Consider the following 13,346-nt stretch of genomic DNA (forward strand, 5'->3'; position numbering starts at 1 on the left):
AAACGCTGGTCCTATGACTCCCGGGCGCCGCTCAGCGCGGCCCGGATGCTGTCCACCACGACGTCCAGCGGGGCGTCCGTCCGGGCGACTGTGATGAGCACCTCACCTCCGGGGCTGGCACTCAGTGCGCTTTCCGCCACGAGCTCACCGGGCATCCCACTGGCACCGGGTGCCACCAAGGATCCCCGGCGTCTGGCACCCGGGGCACTGGAGGCCCAGAAGGTCCGCCGGATCACCTCGAAGGAGTGGTCCAGCTGCGCCTCCACGTCCCCCCGGCCGCCGGCCCGCAGCCAGCGCCGCAGCACGTGGTTGTGCGCCGCGACGACCGCCGCCGCCGACACCTCGGCCAGCATCGAGTCGTCCTCGCCGCCGCGCTGCCAGCCGGACGGGATGGACTCGCCGGTGTCGAACCGGCCCAGCAGGTAGCGGGTGAACAGCCGCTCGTAGCGGGCCACGACGGCGATCTCCCGCTCGCGCAGCGCCGGCACCTGACGGATCAGCTGGTACCGCGCGACCGACACCCCCGGGGTGGAGGCGTACATCCGCAGCACCTCCTTGATGCCGCGGCAGACCACGTCCAGCGGGTGCTCCTCCGGCTCGGCGCTGGCCAGCAGGTCGGCCACCCGGACGAGGGTGTCGTCGTGGTCCGGGAAGATCGCCTCCTCCTTCGACCGGAAGTACCGGAAGAAGGTGCGGCGGGCCACCCCGGCGGCGGCCGCGATCTGGTCGACCGTGGTCTCCTCGTAGCCCTGCGAGGCGAACAGCTCCATCGCGGCCGTGGCCAGGTCCTGGCGCATCTGCTGGCGCTGCGCCGCGGCCCGGCGGCTGCCCGGCGCGGCCTCCGGCCCGGTGCTCCCGGTCGAGGGGGCCGGCCGGTCGGCGCCGTGCGAACCGGCGGGGTGCTGCGGGGAGGCTGACTGAACCCGATCCATGTCCGGAACGCTACACGGCCCCGGCGGCACGGCCGCGGGCCTTCCCCGGCGCACCGGGGCGACCGGTCCGGTCACGGCCGGCCGGGGCCAGCGGGCGGAGACCGTCCCGGGGCTCCAGCCCGGCCGCGCGCCGGGCGCGGCCCCGGCCGGAGCCGTGCCGTTGCCGAAGGCCGCGCCGCCGTACGGCGGGGGCCCGGAGGGCGTGCCGGGCCCGTACCGGCCGCCCCCGGCCTGCGGCGTGGTCACCGGCGCGCGTGGTCGCGGAAGCCGCGGCCGGTCTTGCGGCCCAGGCAGCCCGCCGCGACCAGGTGCTCCAGCAGCGGCGCGGCGGCCAGACCGGGCTCGCGGAACTCCTGGTGCAGCACCTGCTCGATGGTCAGCGAGACGTCCAGGCCGACCACGTCCAGCAGCTCGAACGGGCCCATCGGGTAGCCGCAGCCGAGCTTCATCGCGGTGTCGATGTCGTCCACCGTCGCGTAGTGCTCCTGCAGCATCCGCACCGCGTCGTTCAGGTACGGGAAGAGCAGCGCGTTGACGATGAAGCCGGCCCGGTCGCCGCACTCCACCGGGTGCTTGCGGACCTTGGCGGTCAGCTCCAGCACGGTGGCGGTGACGTCGGGCGCGGTCAGCACGGTGGAGACCACCTCGACCAGCTTCATGGCCGGCGCCGGGTTGAAGAAGTGCATGCCGATCATGTCCTGCGGCCGCGAGGTGGCGGTCGCGCAGCTGATCACCGGCAACGAGGAGGTGGTGGTGGCGAGCACCGCGCCCGGCTTGACGATCTTGTCCAGGGTGGCGAACAGCTCCCGCTTGACCGCCAGGTCCTCGGCCACCGCCTCGACCACCAGGTCGACCTCGGCCAGCTCGGCGTACTGGCCGACCGGGGTGACCAGCGCCAGCGCGGCGTCCCGCTGCTCGGCCGACATCCGGCCCCTGGCGACCGAGCGCTCCAGCGACTTGGCCAGCTGCGCCTTGGCCCGGTCGGCCTTCTCCTGGCTGCGGGCGGCCAGCAGCACCGGGTGCCCGGCCTTGGCGAAGACCTCGGCGATGCCGGTGGCCATGGTGCCCGAGCCGCAGACGCCGACGGTGCGCACCTCGCGGCCCGGCACCTTCGGCAGGGCGGGCCCGGTGGCCGCGTCCACGGCCCTGGACGAGCCCGGCGCCTCGTAGGCGTAGAAGCCGCGGCCGGTCTTGCGGCCCAGCAGCCCGGCCGCGACCAGCTGGCCGAGGATCGGGGCGGGGGCGTGCAGGCGGTCCCGGGACTGCTCGTACATCGCCTCCAGGACGGTGCGCGCGGTGTCGACGCCGATCAGGTCGAGCAGCGCCAGCGGGCCCATCGGCAGGCCGCAGCCGAGCCGCATGGCGGCGTCGATGTCCTCGCGCGAGGCGTACTTGGACTCGTACATCGCGGCGGCCTGGTTCAGGTACGCGAACAGCAGGCCGTTCACCACGAACCCGGCCCGGTCGCCGGCGGCCACCGGCTCCTTGCCGAGGTCCCGGGCGAAGGCGGCGGCGTCCTCGGCGGTCTGCGGCGAGGTCAGCACGGTGCGGACCACCTCGACCAGCTTCATGGTGTGCACCGGGTTGAAGAAGTGCAGGCCCAGCACGCGCTCCGGACGGGCGGTCGCGGCGGCGATCCGGGTCACCGAGAGCGCGGTGGTGCCGGTGGCCAGCACGGTGGTCTCCGGGCAGATCCGGTCCAGCTCGGCGAAGATCTCCCGCTTCAGCTCCAGCTGCTCGGGCACCTCCTCGATCACCAGGTCCGCCTCGGCGGCGGCCGCCAGCTCGTGCCCGACCGAGATCCGGGCGAGCAGCCCGCTGCGCTCCTCGGCGGTGAGCCGCTCCCGGTCGACCGCGTGCGCGGTCGCCTCCTCGATCCGGGCCAGGGCCCGGGCGGCCGAGTCCTCGGTGGCCTCGATGCCGATCACCCGGCGGCCGCTCTTGGCGACCGCCACCGCGACGCCGGCACCCATCGTGCCGAGGCCGACCACGGCGACGGCGGGGAAGGGACGCTCCATCTGTCCTGACTCCTAGTCATGAAGGGCCCGCGCGTGCCCCGGCGGGCACGCCGCCGCGCCCGGACGCACGCCGGGGACGGCCGCCGCCGGGGGAGGGTCCACGCGCGGGGGCTTGGGGAGATGACGGGGTGCGGCCCACCCGGGCAGCGGCCGGTCCGCTCCGGCCGAACTGCGGGTGTGCCGTGGTGCTCAGGCGCTCGAAGGTGAAGGAAGCGGCTCTGATACGAGGAGGAACCCGGCCTGCCGCGGTTCGCGGCACCGGCCGGTGGAAGCGCACCGCGCGAGCGCCGCAGACACGGCGACCGCAGGCTCCCGCCGGTGCGGCTCCCGAAGCCCGGCGGTGGTGCGTCCGGCCACTGTAGCGAAGCTACTCGCCGGTAGGAAGGGGGGCGTCGGCGGAAAGAAAGGGGCGTGGGCGGAGAACCGTTCCGGCGCGGGGGCCGGTCCGCGCCAGGGTGAGCGACGCGGGGGCGGCGCCGCGGCGTGCTCCCTTCTCCCTCGTTTCCACGATGACCCGAGTGCGCCCACTCTCCGCCCCCGCCTTGTCGTACCTACCGGGGGAAGAGCCGTGAAGAAGCCGAGCGCCGTGACGCCCGAGACCGGCCTGGAGACCTATCCGCTGCACCGGCACGGGACGGTCGGCCCTGGAGCGGATCACCGCCGGGAAGTCGACGCCCCGGTTCGCCCCGAACGGGTGAACGGGTGGACGGGCTTCCGTTTGGACCACCCGATAGGGGAGTTACGTGAGCCCGGCCGCCGGGGCAGCATGGTGACATGACCATCGGAACCGCCACCGCCGGCGCCGCCGCGTCCGGGCCCGCCCAGCCGTCCGGCTCCGGCGGGCCCCTCGACCTCGCCGGGCCCGCGGCCGCCGTCGCGCTGCCCCCGCGCGCCGAGCGGGCCGAGCGGGCGCAGGAGGCCGCCGACCGGCTGCGCACCGCCGCGGTCGAGGCGGTGGCCGTCACCTGGGTGGACAACGCGGGCGTCACCCGGGTCAAGGCCGTGCCGCTCGGCGGGCTGACGCACGCCGCGCAGTGGGGCGTCGGCACCGCTCCCTGCTTCGACGTGTTCCTCGCCGACGACGCGATCACCAGCAGCCCGGTCATCGGCGGCCCCACCGGGGACCTGCGGCTCTACCCCGCCCTCGACCGGATCGTCCCGCTGGCCGCCCAGCCCGGCTGGGCCTGGGCCCCGGGGGACAGGTACACCCAGAGCGGGGCCCCGCACCCCGGCTGCCAGCGGCTGTTCGCCCGCCGGGCGCAGGCCGCGGCGGCCGAGCGCGGGCTGAGCCTCAAGGCCGGCATCGAGGTCGAGTGGGTGGTCGCCCTCGCCGGCGGCCCGCAGGAGGCGCCGCAGTACCCGACGCACGGCCCCGCCTACGGGATGCACCGGCTCACCGACCTCTCCGACTACCTGCGGGACGTCCTGCGCGCCCTCGGCGAGCAGGGCCTGGAGGTCCTGCAGATCCACCCCGAGTACTCCCCGGGCCAGTTCGAGGTCTCGGTCGCCCCCGAGGGCCCGGTCGGCGCCGCGGACACCTCCGTCCTGGTCCGGCACACCGTCCGGGCCGTCTCCGCCAAGCACGGTCTGCGGGCCTCCTTCGCGCCGGTGGTCGAGGCGGGCGCGGTCGGCAACGGCGGGCACCTGCACCTCAGCCTCTGGCGGGACGGGCTCAACCTCGGGCACGGCGGCCCCGGGCCGCACGGCCTGACGGCCGAGGCCGAGGGCTTCCTCGCCGGGGTGCTCGACGCGCTGCCCGAACTGCTGGTGCTGGGCTGCTCCAGCCCGGCCGGGTACCTGCGGCTGGTGCCCTCGCACTGGGCCGGCGCCTACCAGTGCTGGGGCCTGGAGAACCGCGAGGCCGCGCTGCGCCTGGTCACCGGCTCCACCGGGGAGCGGGCCGCCGCCGCCAACGCCGAGGTCAAGTGCTTCGACGCCAGCGCCAACCCGTACCTGGCGGTCGGCGCGGTGATCGCGGCCGGCCTCGCCGGGCTGGACCAACGCCGCGCGCTGCCACCGGAGTTCACCGGCGATCCGGCCGCCGCCGAGCCCGGTACGGTGCCCCGGCTGCCGCAGAGCCCGGCGGAGGCATTGGCCGCGTACGAGCGCTCGGCGATGCTGCGCGAGGCGCTCGGCGAGCCGCTGTACCAGGCGGTGCTGGCGGTGCGCCGGGCGGAGAGCGAGCAGTACGCCACCGCCACGCCCGAGGAGTTGGTAACGGCCACCCGCTGGCGGTACTGACCGGTGCCCCGGCCGGAGCCGGCCGTGGCGACCGAACGGGGCGAACCGCTCGACGCGGTCCGGCTGGTCGACCACCACTGCCACAGCGTGGTGGCGGGCGAGCTCGCCGACGAGGCCCTGGCCGGGCTGCTCACCGAGTCCGACCGTCCGCCCGCGCCCGGCTGCTCGCCCTTCGACAGCGCGCTCGGCCTCGCCGTCCGGCGCTGGTGCCCGCCCGCGCTCGGCCTGCCGGCGCACGCCCCGGCCACCGACTACCTGGCCCGGCGGCGGGAGCTGGGCGCCGCCGAGGCGACCGGCCGGCTGCTCGCCGCGGCCGGCCTGGACACCTGCCTGGTGGACACCGGGCTGACCGCGGCGGCGGGCCTGCCGCTGCTGCCGCTGGGCGAACTGGCCGGGGCCACCGGGGCGACGGTGCGCGAGGTGGTCCGGCTGGAGTCGGTCGCCGAGACGGTCGAGAGCGGAGCCGGGGCCTGGCCGCGGGCCGTCGCCGAAGCCCTGGCGGCCGCCGCCGGCCGGGCCGTCGCGGTCAAGTCGGTGCTCGCCTACCGGGACGGTCTGGCCGCACCCGCCGAACGGCCGTCCCGGGCGGCCGTGGTGGCCGCGGCCGGCGCCCGGCTGCGCGAGGGGCGGAGCCGGCTGAGCGACCCGGTCCTGCTGCACCACCTGCTCTGGACGGCCGTGGACGTCTGCGCCGAGCTCGGGCTGCCGATCCAGCTCCACACCGGCTTCGGCGATCCGGACCTCACCCTGCACCGGGCCGACCCGTCGCTGCTGACGGATTTCGTGCGCGCCGCCGAGCCCAGCGGCGTCCCCTTGGTGCTGCTGCACTGCTACCCGTACCACCGGCAGGCCGCCTGGCTGGCCCAGGCTTTTCCGACGGTCTTCACCGACCTCGGGCTGACAGCCTCCTACACCGGCCCTAGAGTGGCGGCGGTACTGGGCGAGATGCTGGAACTGGCGCCGTTCGGCAAATTGCTGTTCTCCACGGACGCTTACGGGCTACCCGAACTATTCTTGGTGGGCACCTGTCAGTTCCGGTACGGACTGGGCTTGCTGCTGGACGGTTGGCGGGCCGACGGTGCGTGTTCCGCGGCCGACGCCCGACGGCTGGCGCGGCTGGTCGGAGCGGACAACGCGCGCCGGCTGTACGCGTTGTAGCGAGCGACCGTCGCACGTCGGCGAACCATCACTTTTTAACAATCTTGAACCTGTTTTTCTTGTTGACCTGCGGAGTCTTAACATCCACTGCTGGTCAAGATGTGACGATTAGATGACTACCTCTTGCGCATCTCATCGAATATTCATTAGCGTCCCGGTCATTCCCAGTGCACCTGCCAACCGCAGCTGCCCGCATGACGACTCGGGAGGGCCAACCCCAATGAGAGTTCCTCGGATCAGCCGGACCCGGTACGCGGCGGTGGGCCTCGTGCTCGCCACCGCCGGCGCCCTCGCGCTCCCGGCCGGCACCGCCGTCGCGGCTCCCACGGCCGACTCGACGACGGGTCCGCTGCTCAGCTACGTCGTCAACACCAAGGCCAACCACGGCCAGGTGCAGAAGGTCGAGCAGGCCGTCAAGAGCCTCGGCGGCACGGTGGTCTACTCGTACGAGCAGATCGGCGTCGTCATCGCGCGCTCGACCGACACCAAGTTCGCCGAGAAGCTGCGCCTGGCCAAGGGCGTCGACTCCGTCGGCACCAGCCGCACCAAGGGCATCACCGCCGCCGACCAGGGCAAGGCCGACGTCGCCGCCGAGCCCACCGGCACCGCCGCGCCCGGCCAGGAGCCGTACGAGGCCAACCAGTGGGACATGCGCCAGATCGGTGTCGACAAGGCGCACAAGCTCTCGCTCGGCAGCCGCAACGTCACCGTCGGCGTGCTGGACTCCGGCATCGACGCCACGCACGAGGACCTGGCCGCCAACGTGGACGCCTCGCAGTCGGTCTCCTGCATCGACGGCGGCAAGCCGAACACCGACTGGAAGGCCTGGCAGCCGGGCCCGGACGGCGACCACGGCACCCACGTGGCCGGCACCATCGCCGCCGCCAAGAACGGCAAGGGCATCGTCGGCATCGCCCCGAACGTCAAGCTGGCCGCGGTCAAGGTCGTGGACGACGGCGGGTTCATCTACCCGGAGTACGCGATCTGCGGCTTCGTGTGGGCCGGTGAGCACCAGTTCAAGGTGACCAACAACAGCTACTACATCGACCCGTGGATGTTCAACTGCCCGAACGACAAGGACCAGGCGGCCATCACCGCCGCCGTCCGCAAGGCCGTCGCGTTCTCGCAGCGCAAGGGCGTCCTGAACGTCGCCGCGGCGGGCAACGAGAACATCGACCTGGCGCACAAGACCACTGACGTCTCCAGCCCGGACGACACCACCCCCGGCACCCGCCCGGTCACCAACGACTGCCTGTCGCTGCCGACCGAGCTGCCCGGCGTCATCGCCGTCTCCTCCGTGGGCGTCAACGGTCAGAAGTCGTACTACTCCAGCTACGGCAAGGGCGTCGTGACCGTCGCCGCGCCGGGTGGCGACCGCCGCTTCCAGCTGCCGGACACCCCGGACAAGGACGGCCGCATCCTGTCCACCATCCCCGGTGGCAAGTACGGCTACATGCAGGGCACCTCGATGGCCTCCCCGCACACCACCGGTGTGGTCGCCCTGCTCGCCAGCACCTTCCCGTGGGCCAGCCCGGACGAGCTGACCGAGATGCTGACCAGCCAGGCCGAGTCCCACCCGTGCCCGACCGGCGAGTTCAACCCGGGCGGCACCGGCCAGTGGAAGGCCACCTGTGAGGGCGGCGCGGACGACAACGGCTTCTACGGCGCGGGCATCATCAACGCCGAGAAGGCGGTCCAGTGGTGGCGCTGACGCGCTGACCACGGCACCATCTGATCACTGAGCCGGGGAGCGGGCCCACTGGGTCCCGCTCCCCGGTCGCGTTTGAGTAGCCGTACTCAGGCCCGCGACCCCCACCGCCGCCCAGGATGGTTCCGTCACCGACGGAGTCACCCCCAGGAGTTGAGCGGCATGGCACAGACCTTCCCCGGCCGGCAGGCCCCGGCCCGTCGGACCGCCGCGGGCGCGCGGCACTGGCCCTGGCTGGTGCTCGCCCTGGTCGAGTTCCTGGCCGCCGCGCCGATGCTGGGCAGGTTCGCGCTGGCCGGCCTGGTGACCGGGGTGATGGGGCTCGCCGCCGGTGCGACGCCGGGCTCCGCGCTGCTGCTGGTCCTGATGCTGGCCGCCGGCCCGGTCCTGGGGATGGCCGCCGCGGCCGTGCTGGTCGCGCTGTTCGCCCCGGCGCTCGGCCGGATCGACAAGTCCGTGGTGGTCGCGCTGCTCATGGCCGGACTGCTGCTCGGCACCTCGATCGAGTACTTCGGGTGGCTCCGCCCCGTGATCGGCTAGCCCTCGTCGACGTGGTGCTCCCAGACCGTCTCCACCGAGGGCTTGCCGTGCAGGTCCGGCACCTCCCGCAGCCAGGCCGGGCGCCCGGCCCTGGTCCGGGCCGCCCGCCGCTGTTCGGCCGCCCGCAGCTGCTCCGGCGTGGCGAACCCCTCCGGCAGCCACTCCTCGGAGAGCACCACCCGGGCCGCCAGGTGGGTGACGTACGCGTGCCGGACGGCGGCCACCGAGTCGAAGCCGGGCTCGTCCGCCAGCCACTCGTCCGGGACCAGCGCCACCACCTCCTCCAGCAGCGGCACGGTGACCAGCGGGCCGAGCTCCTCGTCGGCCAGCCGGACGTCCGGGGCCGAGCCGCCGAGCGCGTGCGCGCTGAGGTCGTACCGCTTGCCGACCGACGCCTCGGCGCCCGCCCAGCGGTGGTGGAAGATCAGCGCGGCGCCGTTGTCGATCAGCCAGAGCCGCTGGTGCCAGACCACCAGGTTGGGGTTGTGCACGGTGCGGTCGACGTTGCCGGTGAGCGCGTCCAGCCAGACCACCCGGCCGGCCTCGGCGGGGTCCACCGCGATCATCCCGGGCCGGAAGTCCCGCGCTCCGGGCAACAGGTCCATCCCGAGGTTGAGGCCCGCGCTGGCCTTGAGCATGTCCTGGATCTCGGTGTCCGGCTCGTCCGCGGCGACGGCCGGGTCGAAGTCCACCAGCCGCAGCTCCGGCACCCGCAGTCCCAGCCGCCGGGCCAGTTCGCCGACGATCACCTCGGCGATCAGCGCCTTGCGGCCCTGCGCGGCCCCGGTGAACTTGACCACGTACGTTCCCAGGTCGTCGGTCTCCACCACGCCGGGTACCGAGCCGCCGGCCCGCAGGGGGTCGACGTAACGCACTGCAGTCACCAGATCGAGCACACCGGTCACCCTATCCCGCCGTGTCGCGGGCGTGACCCTGTGATTGGCTTGCCGGTGAGAGCGCTACCCACCACACGAGGAGAGCAAGGTCATGGGACAGGTGCAGGCCACCACCGAGCGGGTCTACGACGCCGCGCCCGAGCGGGTGTACGAGGCGCTGGCCGACTACCAGGTGACCCGCCCGAAGCTGCTGCCCGCGCAGTACAGCGAGTACGAGGTCCGGGTCGGCGGCACCGGCGCCGGCACCCAGGTGCACTGGAAGCTGCAGGCGACCGAGAAGCGGGTGCGCGACTGCCTGTTCACCGTCTCGGCGCCGAAGCCCGACCAGCTGGTGGAGAAGGACGCCAACTCCAGCATGGTGATCACCTGGACCGTCGCGGCCGCCGGCGAGGGCCGCTCCAAGGTCACCGTGACCGCCACCTGGCAGGGCGCGACCGGCATCGGCGGCTTCTTCGAGCGCACCTTCGCCCCGAAGGGCCTGAACCGGATCCACGACCAGGTGCTGGCCAACCTGGCCGCCGAGGTCCGCTGACACCGGCTGACACCCGCTGTACGCTCCGAGGCCCGTCGAGGCCCGCCGCGCGCCGGAAACGGCCGGCGGCGGGCGGGAGAAACCGGGGACCCGAGCGCACGAACCCGTCAACGCGCTTGAATCGCCAGGGAATTCGAGTGGTTCGGCCGCCCGTACGATACAAAAGCCGTACGGGTGGCCGAACCGCCACCTCCGGGTGACGAGGGCCGCCCGGCACGGGGGAGCCACCCTAGGCTCGCCGCCGTGCATATGACGATCCTTCACATTTCGCAACCGGTGGACGGCGGGGTCGCCCGCGTCGTGACCGACCTGGTCCGGGGGCAGCGGGAGGCCGGTCACCGGGTTCTGGTCGCCTGTCCGCGCGGCGGGCGGCTGGCCGAGGAGGCCGCCGCCGTGGGCGCGCTGGTCCTGGACTGGCCGGCCGGCCGCTCGCCGGGCCCGCACACCGCCGCCGAGGCCTGGCGGCTGCGCCGGATCGTCCGGGCGGCCGCGCCCGACGTGGTCCACCTGCACAGCGCCAAGGCCGGGCTGGCCGGCCGGCTGGCGGTGCGCGGCGCCGTGCCGACGGTCTTCCAGCCGCACGCCTGGTCCTTCGCCGCCGTCGAGGGCCCGCTGGCGGCCGCCACCCTGCGCTGGGAGCGCTTCGCCACCCGCTGGGCGCACCGGCTGCTCTGCGTCAGCGTCCGGGAGCGGGCCGACGGCGTGGCCGCCGGGGTGCACGCGGACTGGGCGGTGGTGCCCAACGGCGTGGACGTCCGGCACTACGCCCCCGCCGACCGCCGCTCCGCCCGGATCGCCCTCGGCCTGGACCTGGACGCCCCGCTCGCGGTCTGCGTCGGGCGGCTGTGCCGGCAGAAGGGCCAGGACGTGCTGCTGGCCGCCTGGCCCGAGGTGCTGCGCGGGGTGCCGCGGGCCCGGCTGGCGCTGGTCGGCGGCGGGCCGGACGAGCAGCGGGTGGCGGAGCTGGTCCGCGAGACCGCCGAGCCCGCCCGGGTCCGGCTGGTGGGGGACGTCGCCGATCCGCGCCCGTGGCTGGCGGCGGCCGACCTGGTGGTGCTGCCCTCGCGTTGGGAGGGGATGGCGCTGGCCCCGCTGGAGGCGATGGCGGCCGCCCGTCCGGTGCTGCTGACCGACGTGCCGGGGGCGCGGGAGTGCCTGCCGCCGACCGTGCGCGAGCACGCGGTGGTCCCGCCCGAGGACGTGACGGCCCTCGCCACCCGAATGGCGGAAGCGTTGTCCGATCCGATCGAATGCGAGCGACGCGGCGCCCGGCTGCGCGACCACGTGGTGACCCGGCACGACGTACGCACCGTGGTCGAACAGGTGGACGTCCTCTACCGCCATCTGCTGGGTGCCGGACCGTCGGCGCGGCGGCGCGGGGCCCGTGTCCCAGAGCGGATCTGATCGTTTCACATGCCGTGAATGCCCGCCGCTCCGGCGCTGTCGTATTCGCACCCTCAACCGGATGGGGACGAGGCGTCAAATCCGAAATACCTATTAATGGGCGGCTGGAATGAAACGGCAAGTCAACTTCCAGCCCCTGGGGACAAGTTCGGTATTGTCGGATTTTGCCTGCTTCGTTCAGTTTTCATACCGGGAATTCACGGCTGAGCCGCTCGCGACCGGGTTCACCACGACCGGCCTCATAGCGATCGGCCCCGCCGCGGGACATCCGAAAGCCGCCAGCGGCAGCAGGTGCTGTCAGGACCGCGCCCACCGGGCCGGGACGGACGCCCCGCGCCAACCGGTGCCGGGGCACCGTCACCCGGGCACACAGCAGGGGAGATCGTGCGCTGATGACCATTGACCACGACAGTGTGCCGCGATCGGGCGTGCCCCTGTCCGGGCCCCGTCGGCAGGGCACCGGGCTGCTCGACCGCCCGGCGGGAACGGCACACAGCCGGGCGGCCCCGGCAGCGCGCAGGCACCGCGGGGCGGTCCGCAACCGACTGGCCCTGCCGCTCGCCCTGGTCCAGGCCGACACCATCGCGCTCTGCTCCGCCACCGGCATCGCCAACCGGGCCCTCGACCCGTCCGCCCCGCTCGACCCGCTGCTCGGCGTCCCCGCCGTCCTGCCCCTGCTGCTCCTGCTCAACCTGGCCGGCGGCCTCTACCGGGCCCGGCTCACCCTGTCCGTCCTGGACGAACTGCCCGCGCTGGCCGCCCGGGCGGTGGTCGCCGCCGCCTTCGCCGTCACCCTGTCCGGCTGCCTGGGCGGCCGCTGGCCCGACTGCGGCCCGGCCACCCCGGCCCGCCTCACCGTCCTGCTCGGCGCCCAGCTGCTGATCGCCGCCGTCGGCCGCGCCGTCCTCTACCACCTGGTCCGACGGATCCGCCGCAGCCGCCCCAGCCCCGCCCTGGTGCTCGGCGCCGGCGGGCTCGGCCGCCGGGTCGCCGCCGCCCTCCGCGACCACGGCGAGTACGGGATGCGCCCGATCGGCTTCCTCGACGCCGACCCGCCGCTGCTGGCCGGCGACACCGGACTGCCCGTCCTCGGCGGCCGCGAGGTGCTGGAGCGCGAGGTGCGCCGGCACCGGATCCAGCACGTGGTCGCCACCGCCGGCGCCGCCGACGAGGCCGAGACCGCCGCCGCCCTGCGCGAGGCCGCCCGGCTCGGCTGCCAGGTCTGGCTGGTGCCCGCGCTGCGCGAGTTCGGCTCGCTGCCCGTCGCCCCGATCGCCGGCGGCGACCACCTGTGGGGCTTCCCCTGCCTGCCGGTCGGCCGCCAGGCGATGCGCCGCCCCGGCTGGGTCGCCAAGCGCGCCCTGGACATCACCGCCGCCGCGTTCGGCCTGCTGCTGCTCGCCCCCGTCCTCGGGCTCTGCGCCCTCGCCGTCCGCTTCGACACCGGCCCCGGGGTGCTCTTCCGCCAGCAGCGCACCGGGCTGGACGGCAAGGTCTTCACCGTCCTCAAGTTCCGCACCCTGCGCCCCAGCAACGAGCACGAGTCGGCGACCCGCTGGAACATCTCCCAGGACCACCGGATGGGCGCCGTCGGCCGGCTGCTGCGCAAGAGCTCGCTGGACGAACTGCCGCAGCTGTGGAACGTCCTGCGCGGCGACATGAGCCTGGTCGGCCCGCGCCCCGAGCGCCCGTACTTCGTCATGCGGTTCGGCCAGGCCTACCCCGAGTACGCCGACCGGCACCGCGTCCCGGTCGGCCTCACCGGCCTCGCCCAGGTCAACGGCCTGCGCGGGGACACCTCCATCGAGGACCGGGCCCGGTTCGACAACCGCTACATCGAGAGCTGGAGCCTCTGGCAGGACATCAAGATCCTGTGCCGCACCGCGGCCCTGATGCTCCACCCGGACGGGAGCTGAC

The 13,346-nt window shown here is 74.2% G+C and carries 10 protein-coding genes; 7 read left to right on the plus strand and 3 right to left on the minus strand.

Going from position 1 to position 13,346, the window contains the following annotated elements; genetic code table 11:
• Positions 1-11 precede the first annotated feature (11 nt).
• Positions 12-932, minus strand: a complete 921-nt coding sequence (locus ACIRD3_RS21280) for a TetR family transcriptional regulator (RefSeq protein WP_402218772.1) — start codon at positions 930-932, stop codon at positions 12-14.
• A gap of 242 nt (positions 933-1,174) precedes the next feature.
• Positions 1,175-2,950 carry a 3-hydroxyacyl-CoA dehydrogenase family protein gene (locus ACIRD3_RS21285; RefSeq protein ID WP_402218774.1) on the minus strand — a complete coding sequence of 592 codons (1,776 nt, stop codon included), beginning with the start codon at positions 2,948-2,950 and terminating at the stop codon, positions 1,175-1,177.
• Between the two features lie 774 nt (positions 2,951-3,724).
• Here ACIRD3_RS21285 and ACIRD3_RS21290 point away from each other — a divergent pair.
• From ACIRD3_RS21290 to ACIRD3_RS21305, 4 genes are all read left to right on the plus strand, one after another.
• Complete coding sequence (locus ACIRD3_RS21290; protein ID WP_402218775.1) at positions 3,725-5,191, plus strand: glutamine synthetase; 1,467 nt, start codon at positions 3,725-3,727, stop codon at positions 5,189-5,191.
• A gap of 24 nt (positions 5,192-5,215) precedes the next feature.
• Positions 5,216-6,349: an amidohydrolase family protein gene (locus ACIRD3_RS21295; protein WP_402218778.1), complete on the plus strand. Its 1,134-nt coding sequence runs from the start codon at positions 5,216-5,218 to the stop codon at positions 6,347-6,349.
• A gap of 220 nt (positions 6,350-6,569) precedes the next feature.
• Positions 6,570-8,060 carry a S8 family peptidase gene (locus tag ACIRD3_RS21300; RefSeq protein ID WP_402218781.1) on the plus strand — a complete coding sequence of 497 codons (1,491 nt, stop codon included), beginning with the start codon at positions 6,570-6,572 and terminating at the stop codon, positions 8,058-8,060.
• A gap of 159 nt (positions 8,061-8,219) precedes the next feature.
• A complete protein-coding gene (locus ACIRD3_RS21305; RefSeq protein WP_402218783.1) occupies positions 8,220-8,597 on the plus strand; it encodes a hypothetical protein in 378 nt (125 codons plus the stop codon).
• Here the strand turns inward: ACIRD3_RS21305 and ACIRD3_RS21310 are convergent.
• Positions 8,594-9,493 carry a HipA family kinase gene (locus ACIRD3_RS21310; RefSeq protein ID WP_402218786.1) on the minus strand — a complete coding sequence of 300 codons (900 nt, stop codon included), beginning with the start codon at positions 9,491-9,493 and terminating at the stop codon, positions 8,594-8,596. The two genes, ACIRD3_RS21305 and ACIRD3_RS21310, sit on opposite strands and share 4 nt — an antisense overlap.
• 91 nt (positions 9,494-9,584) lie before the next feature.
• On the opposite strand from ACIRD3_RS21310, the gene ACIRD3_RS21315 reads away from it, so the two are divergent.
• The 3 genes from ACIRD3_RS21315 to ACIRD3_RS21325 all read left to right on the plus strand — a co-directional run bounded on the left by ACIRD3_RS21315 (position 9,585) and on the right by ACIRD3_RS21325 (position 13,345).
• Positions 9,585-10,025 carry an SRPBCC family protein gene (locus tag ACIRD3_RS21315; protein WP_030285618.1) on the plus strand — a complete coding sequence of 147 codons (441 nt, stop codon included), beginning with the start codon at positions 9,585-9,587 and terminating at the stop codon, positions 10,023-10,025.
• Between the two features lie 249 nt (positions 10,026-10,274).
• Positions 10,275-11,429, plus strand: a complete 1,155-nt coding sequence (locus tag ACIRD3_RS21320; RefSeq protein ID WP_402218789.1) for a glycosyltransferase — start codon at positions 10,275-10,277, stop codon at positions 11,427-11,429.
• Between the two features lie 392 nt (positions 11,430-11,821).
• On the plus strand, positions 11,822-13,345 hold the full coding sequence (locus ACIRD3_RS21325) for an exopolysaccharide biosynthesis polyprenyl glycosylphosphotransferase (RefSeq protein WP_402218792.1): 1,524 nt from the start codon (positions 11,822-11,824) through the stop codon (positions 13,343-13,345).
• The last annotated feature ends 1 nt before the right edge of the window (position 13,346 follow it).

Source organism: Kitasatospora sp. NPDC093550 (genome assembly GCF_044764985.1).
Taxonomy (GTDB): domain Bacteria; phylum Actinomycetota; class Actinomycetes; order Streptomycetales; family Streptomycetaceae; genus Kitasatospora.

Coding starts and splice junctions, on each gene's coding strand:
- ACIRD3_RS21280 (WP_402218772.1), bottom strand. CDS start 932: ATGGATCGGGTTCAGTCAGCCTCCCCGCAGCACCCCGCCGGTTCGCAC.
- ACIRD3_RS21285 (WP_402218774.1), bottom strand. CDS start 2,950: ATGGAGCGTCCCTTCCCCGCCGTCGCCGTGGTCGGCCTCGGCACGATG.
- ACIRD3_RS21290 (WP_402218775.1), top strand. CDS start 3,725: ATGACCATCGGAACCGCCACCGCCGGCGCCGCCGCGTCCGGGCCCGCC.
- ACIRD3_RS21300 (WP_402218781.1), top strand. CDS start 6,570: ATGAGAGTTCCTCGGATCAGCCGGACCCGGTACGCGGCGGTGGGCCTC.
- ACIRD3_RS21305 (WP_402218783.1), top strand. CDS start 8,220: ATGGCACAGACCTTCCCCGGCCGGCAGGCCCCGGCCCGTCGGACCGCC.
- ACIRD3_RS21315 (WP_030285618.1), top strand. CDS start 9,585: ATGGGACAGGTGCAGGCCACCACCGAGCGGGTCTACGACGCCGCGCCC.
- ACIRD3_RS21320 (WP_402218789.1), top strand. CDS start 10,275: ATGACGATCCTTCACATTTCGCAACCGGTGGACGGCGGGGTCGCCCGC.
- ACIRD3_RS21325 (WP_402218792.1), top strand. CDS start 11,822: ATGACCATTGACCACGACAGTGTGCCGCGATCGGGCGTGCCCCTGTCC.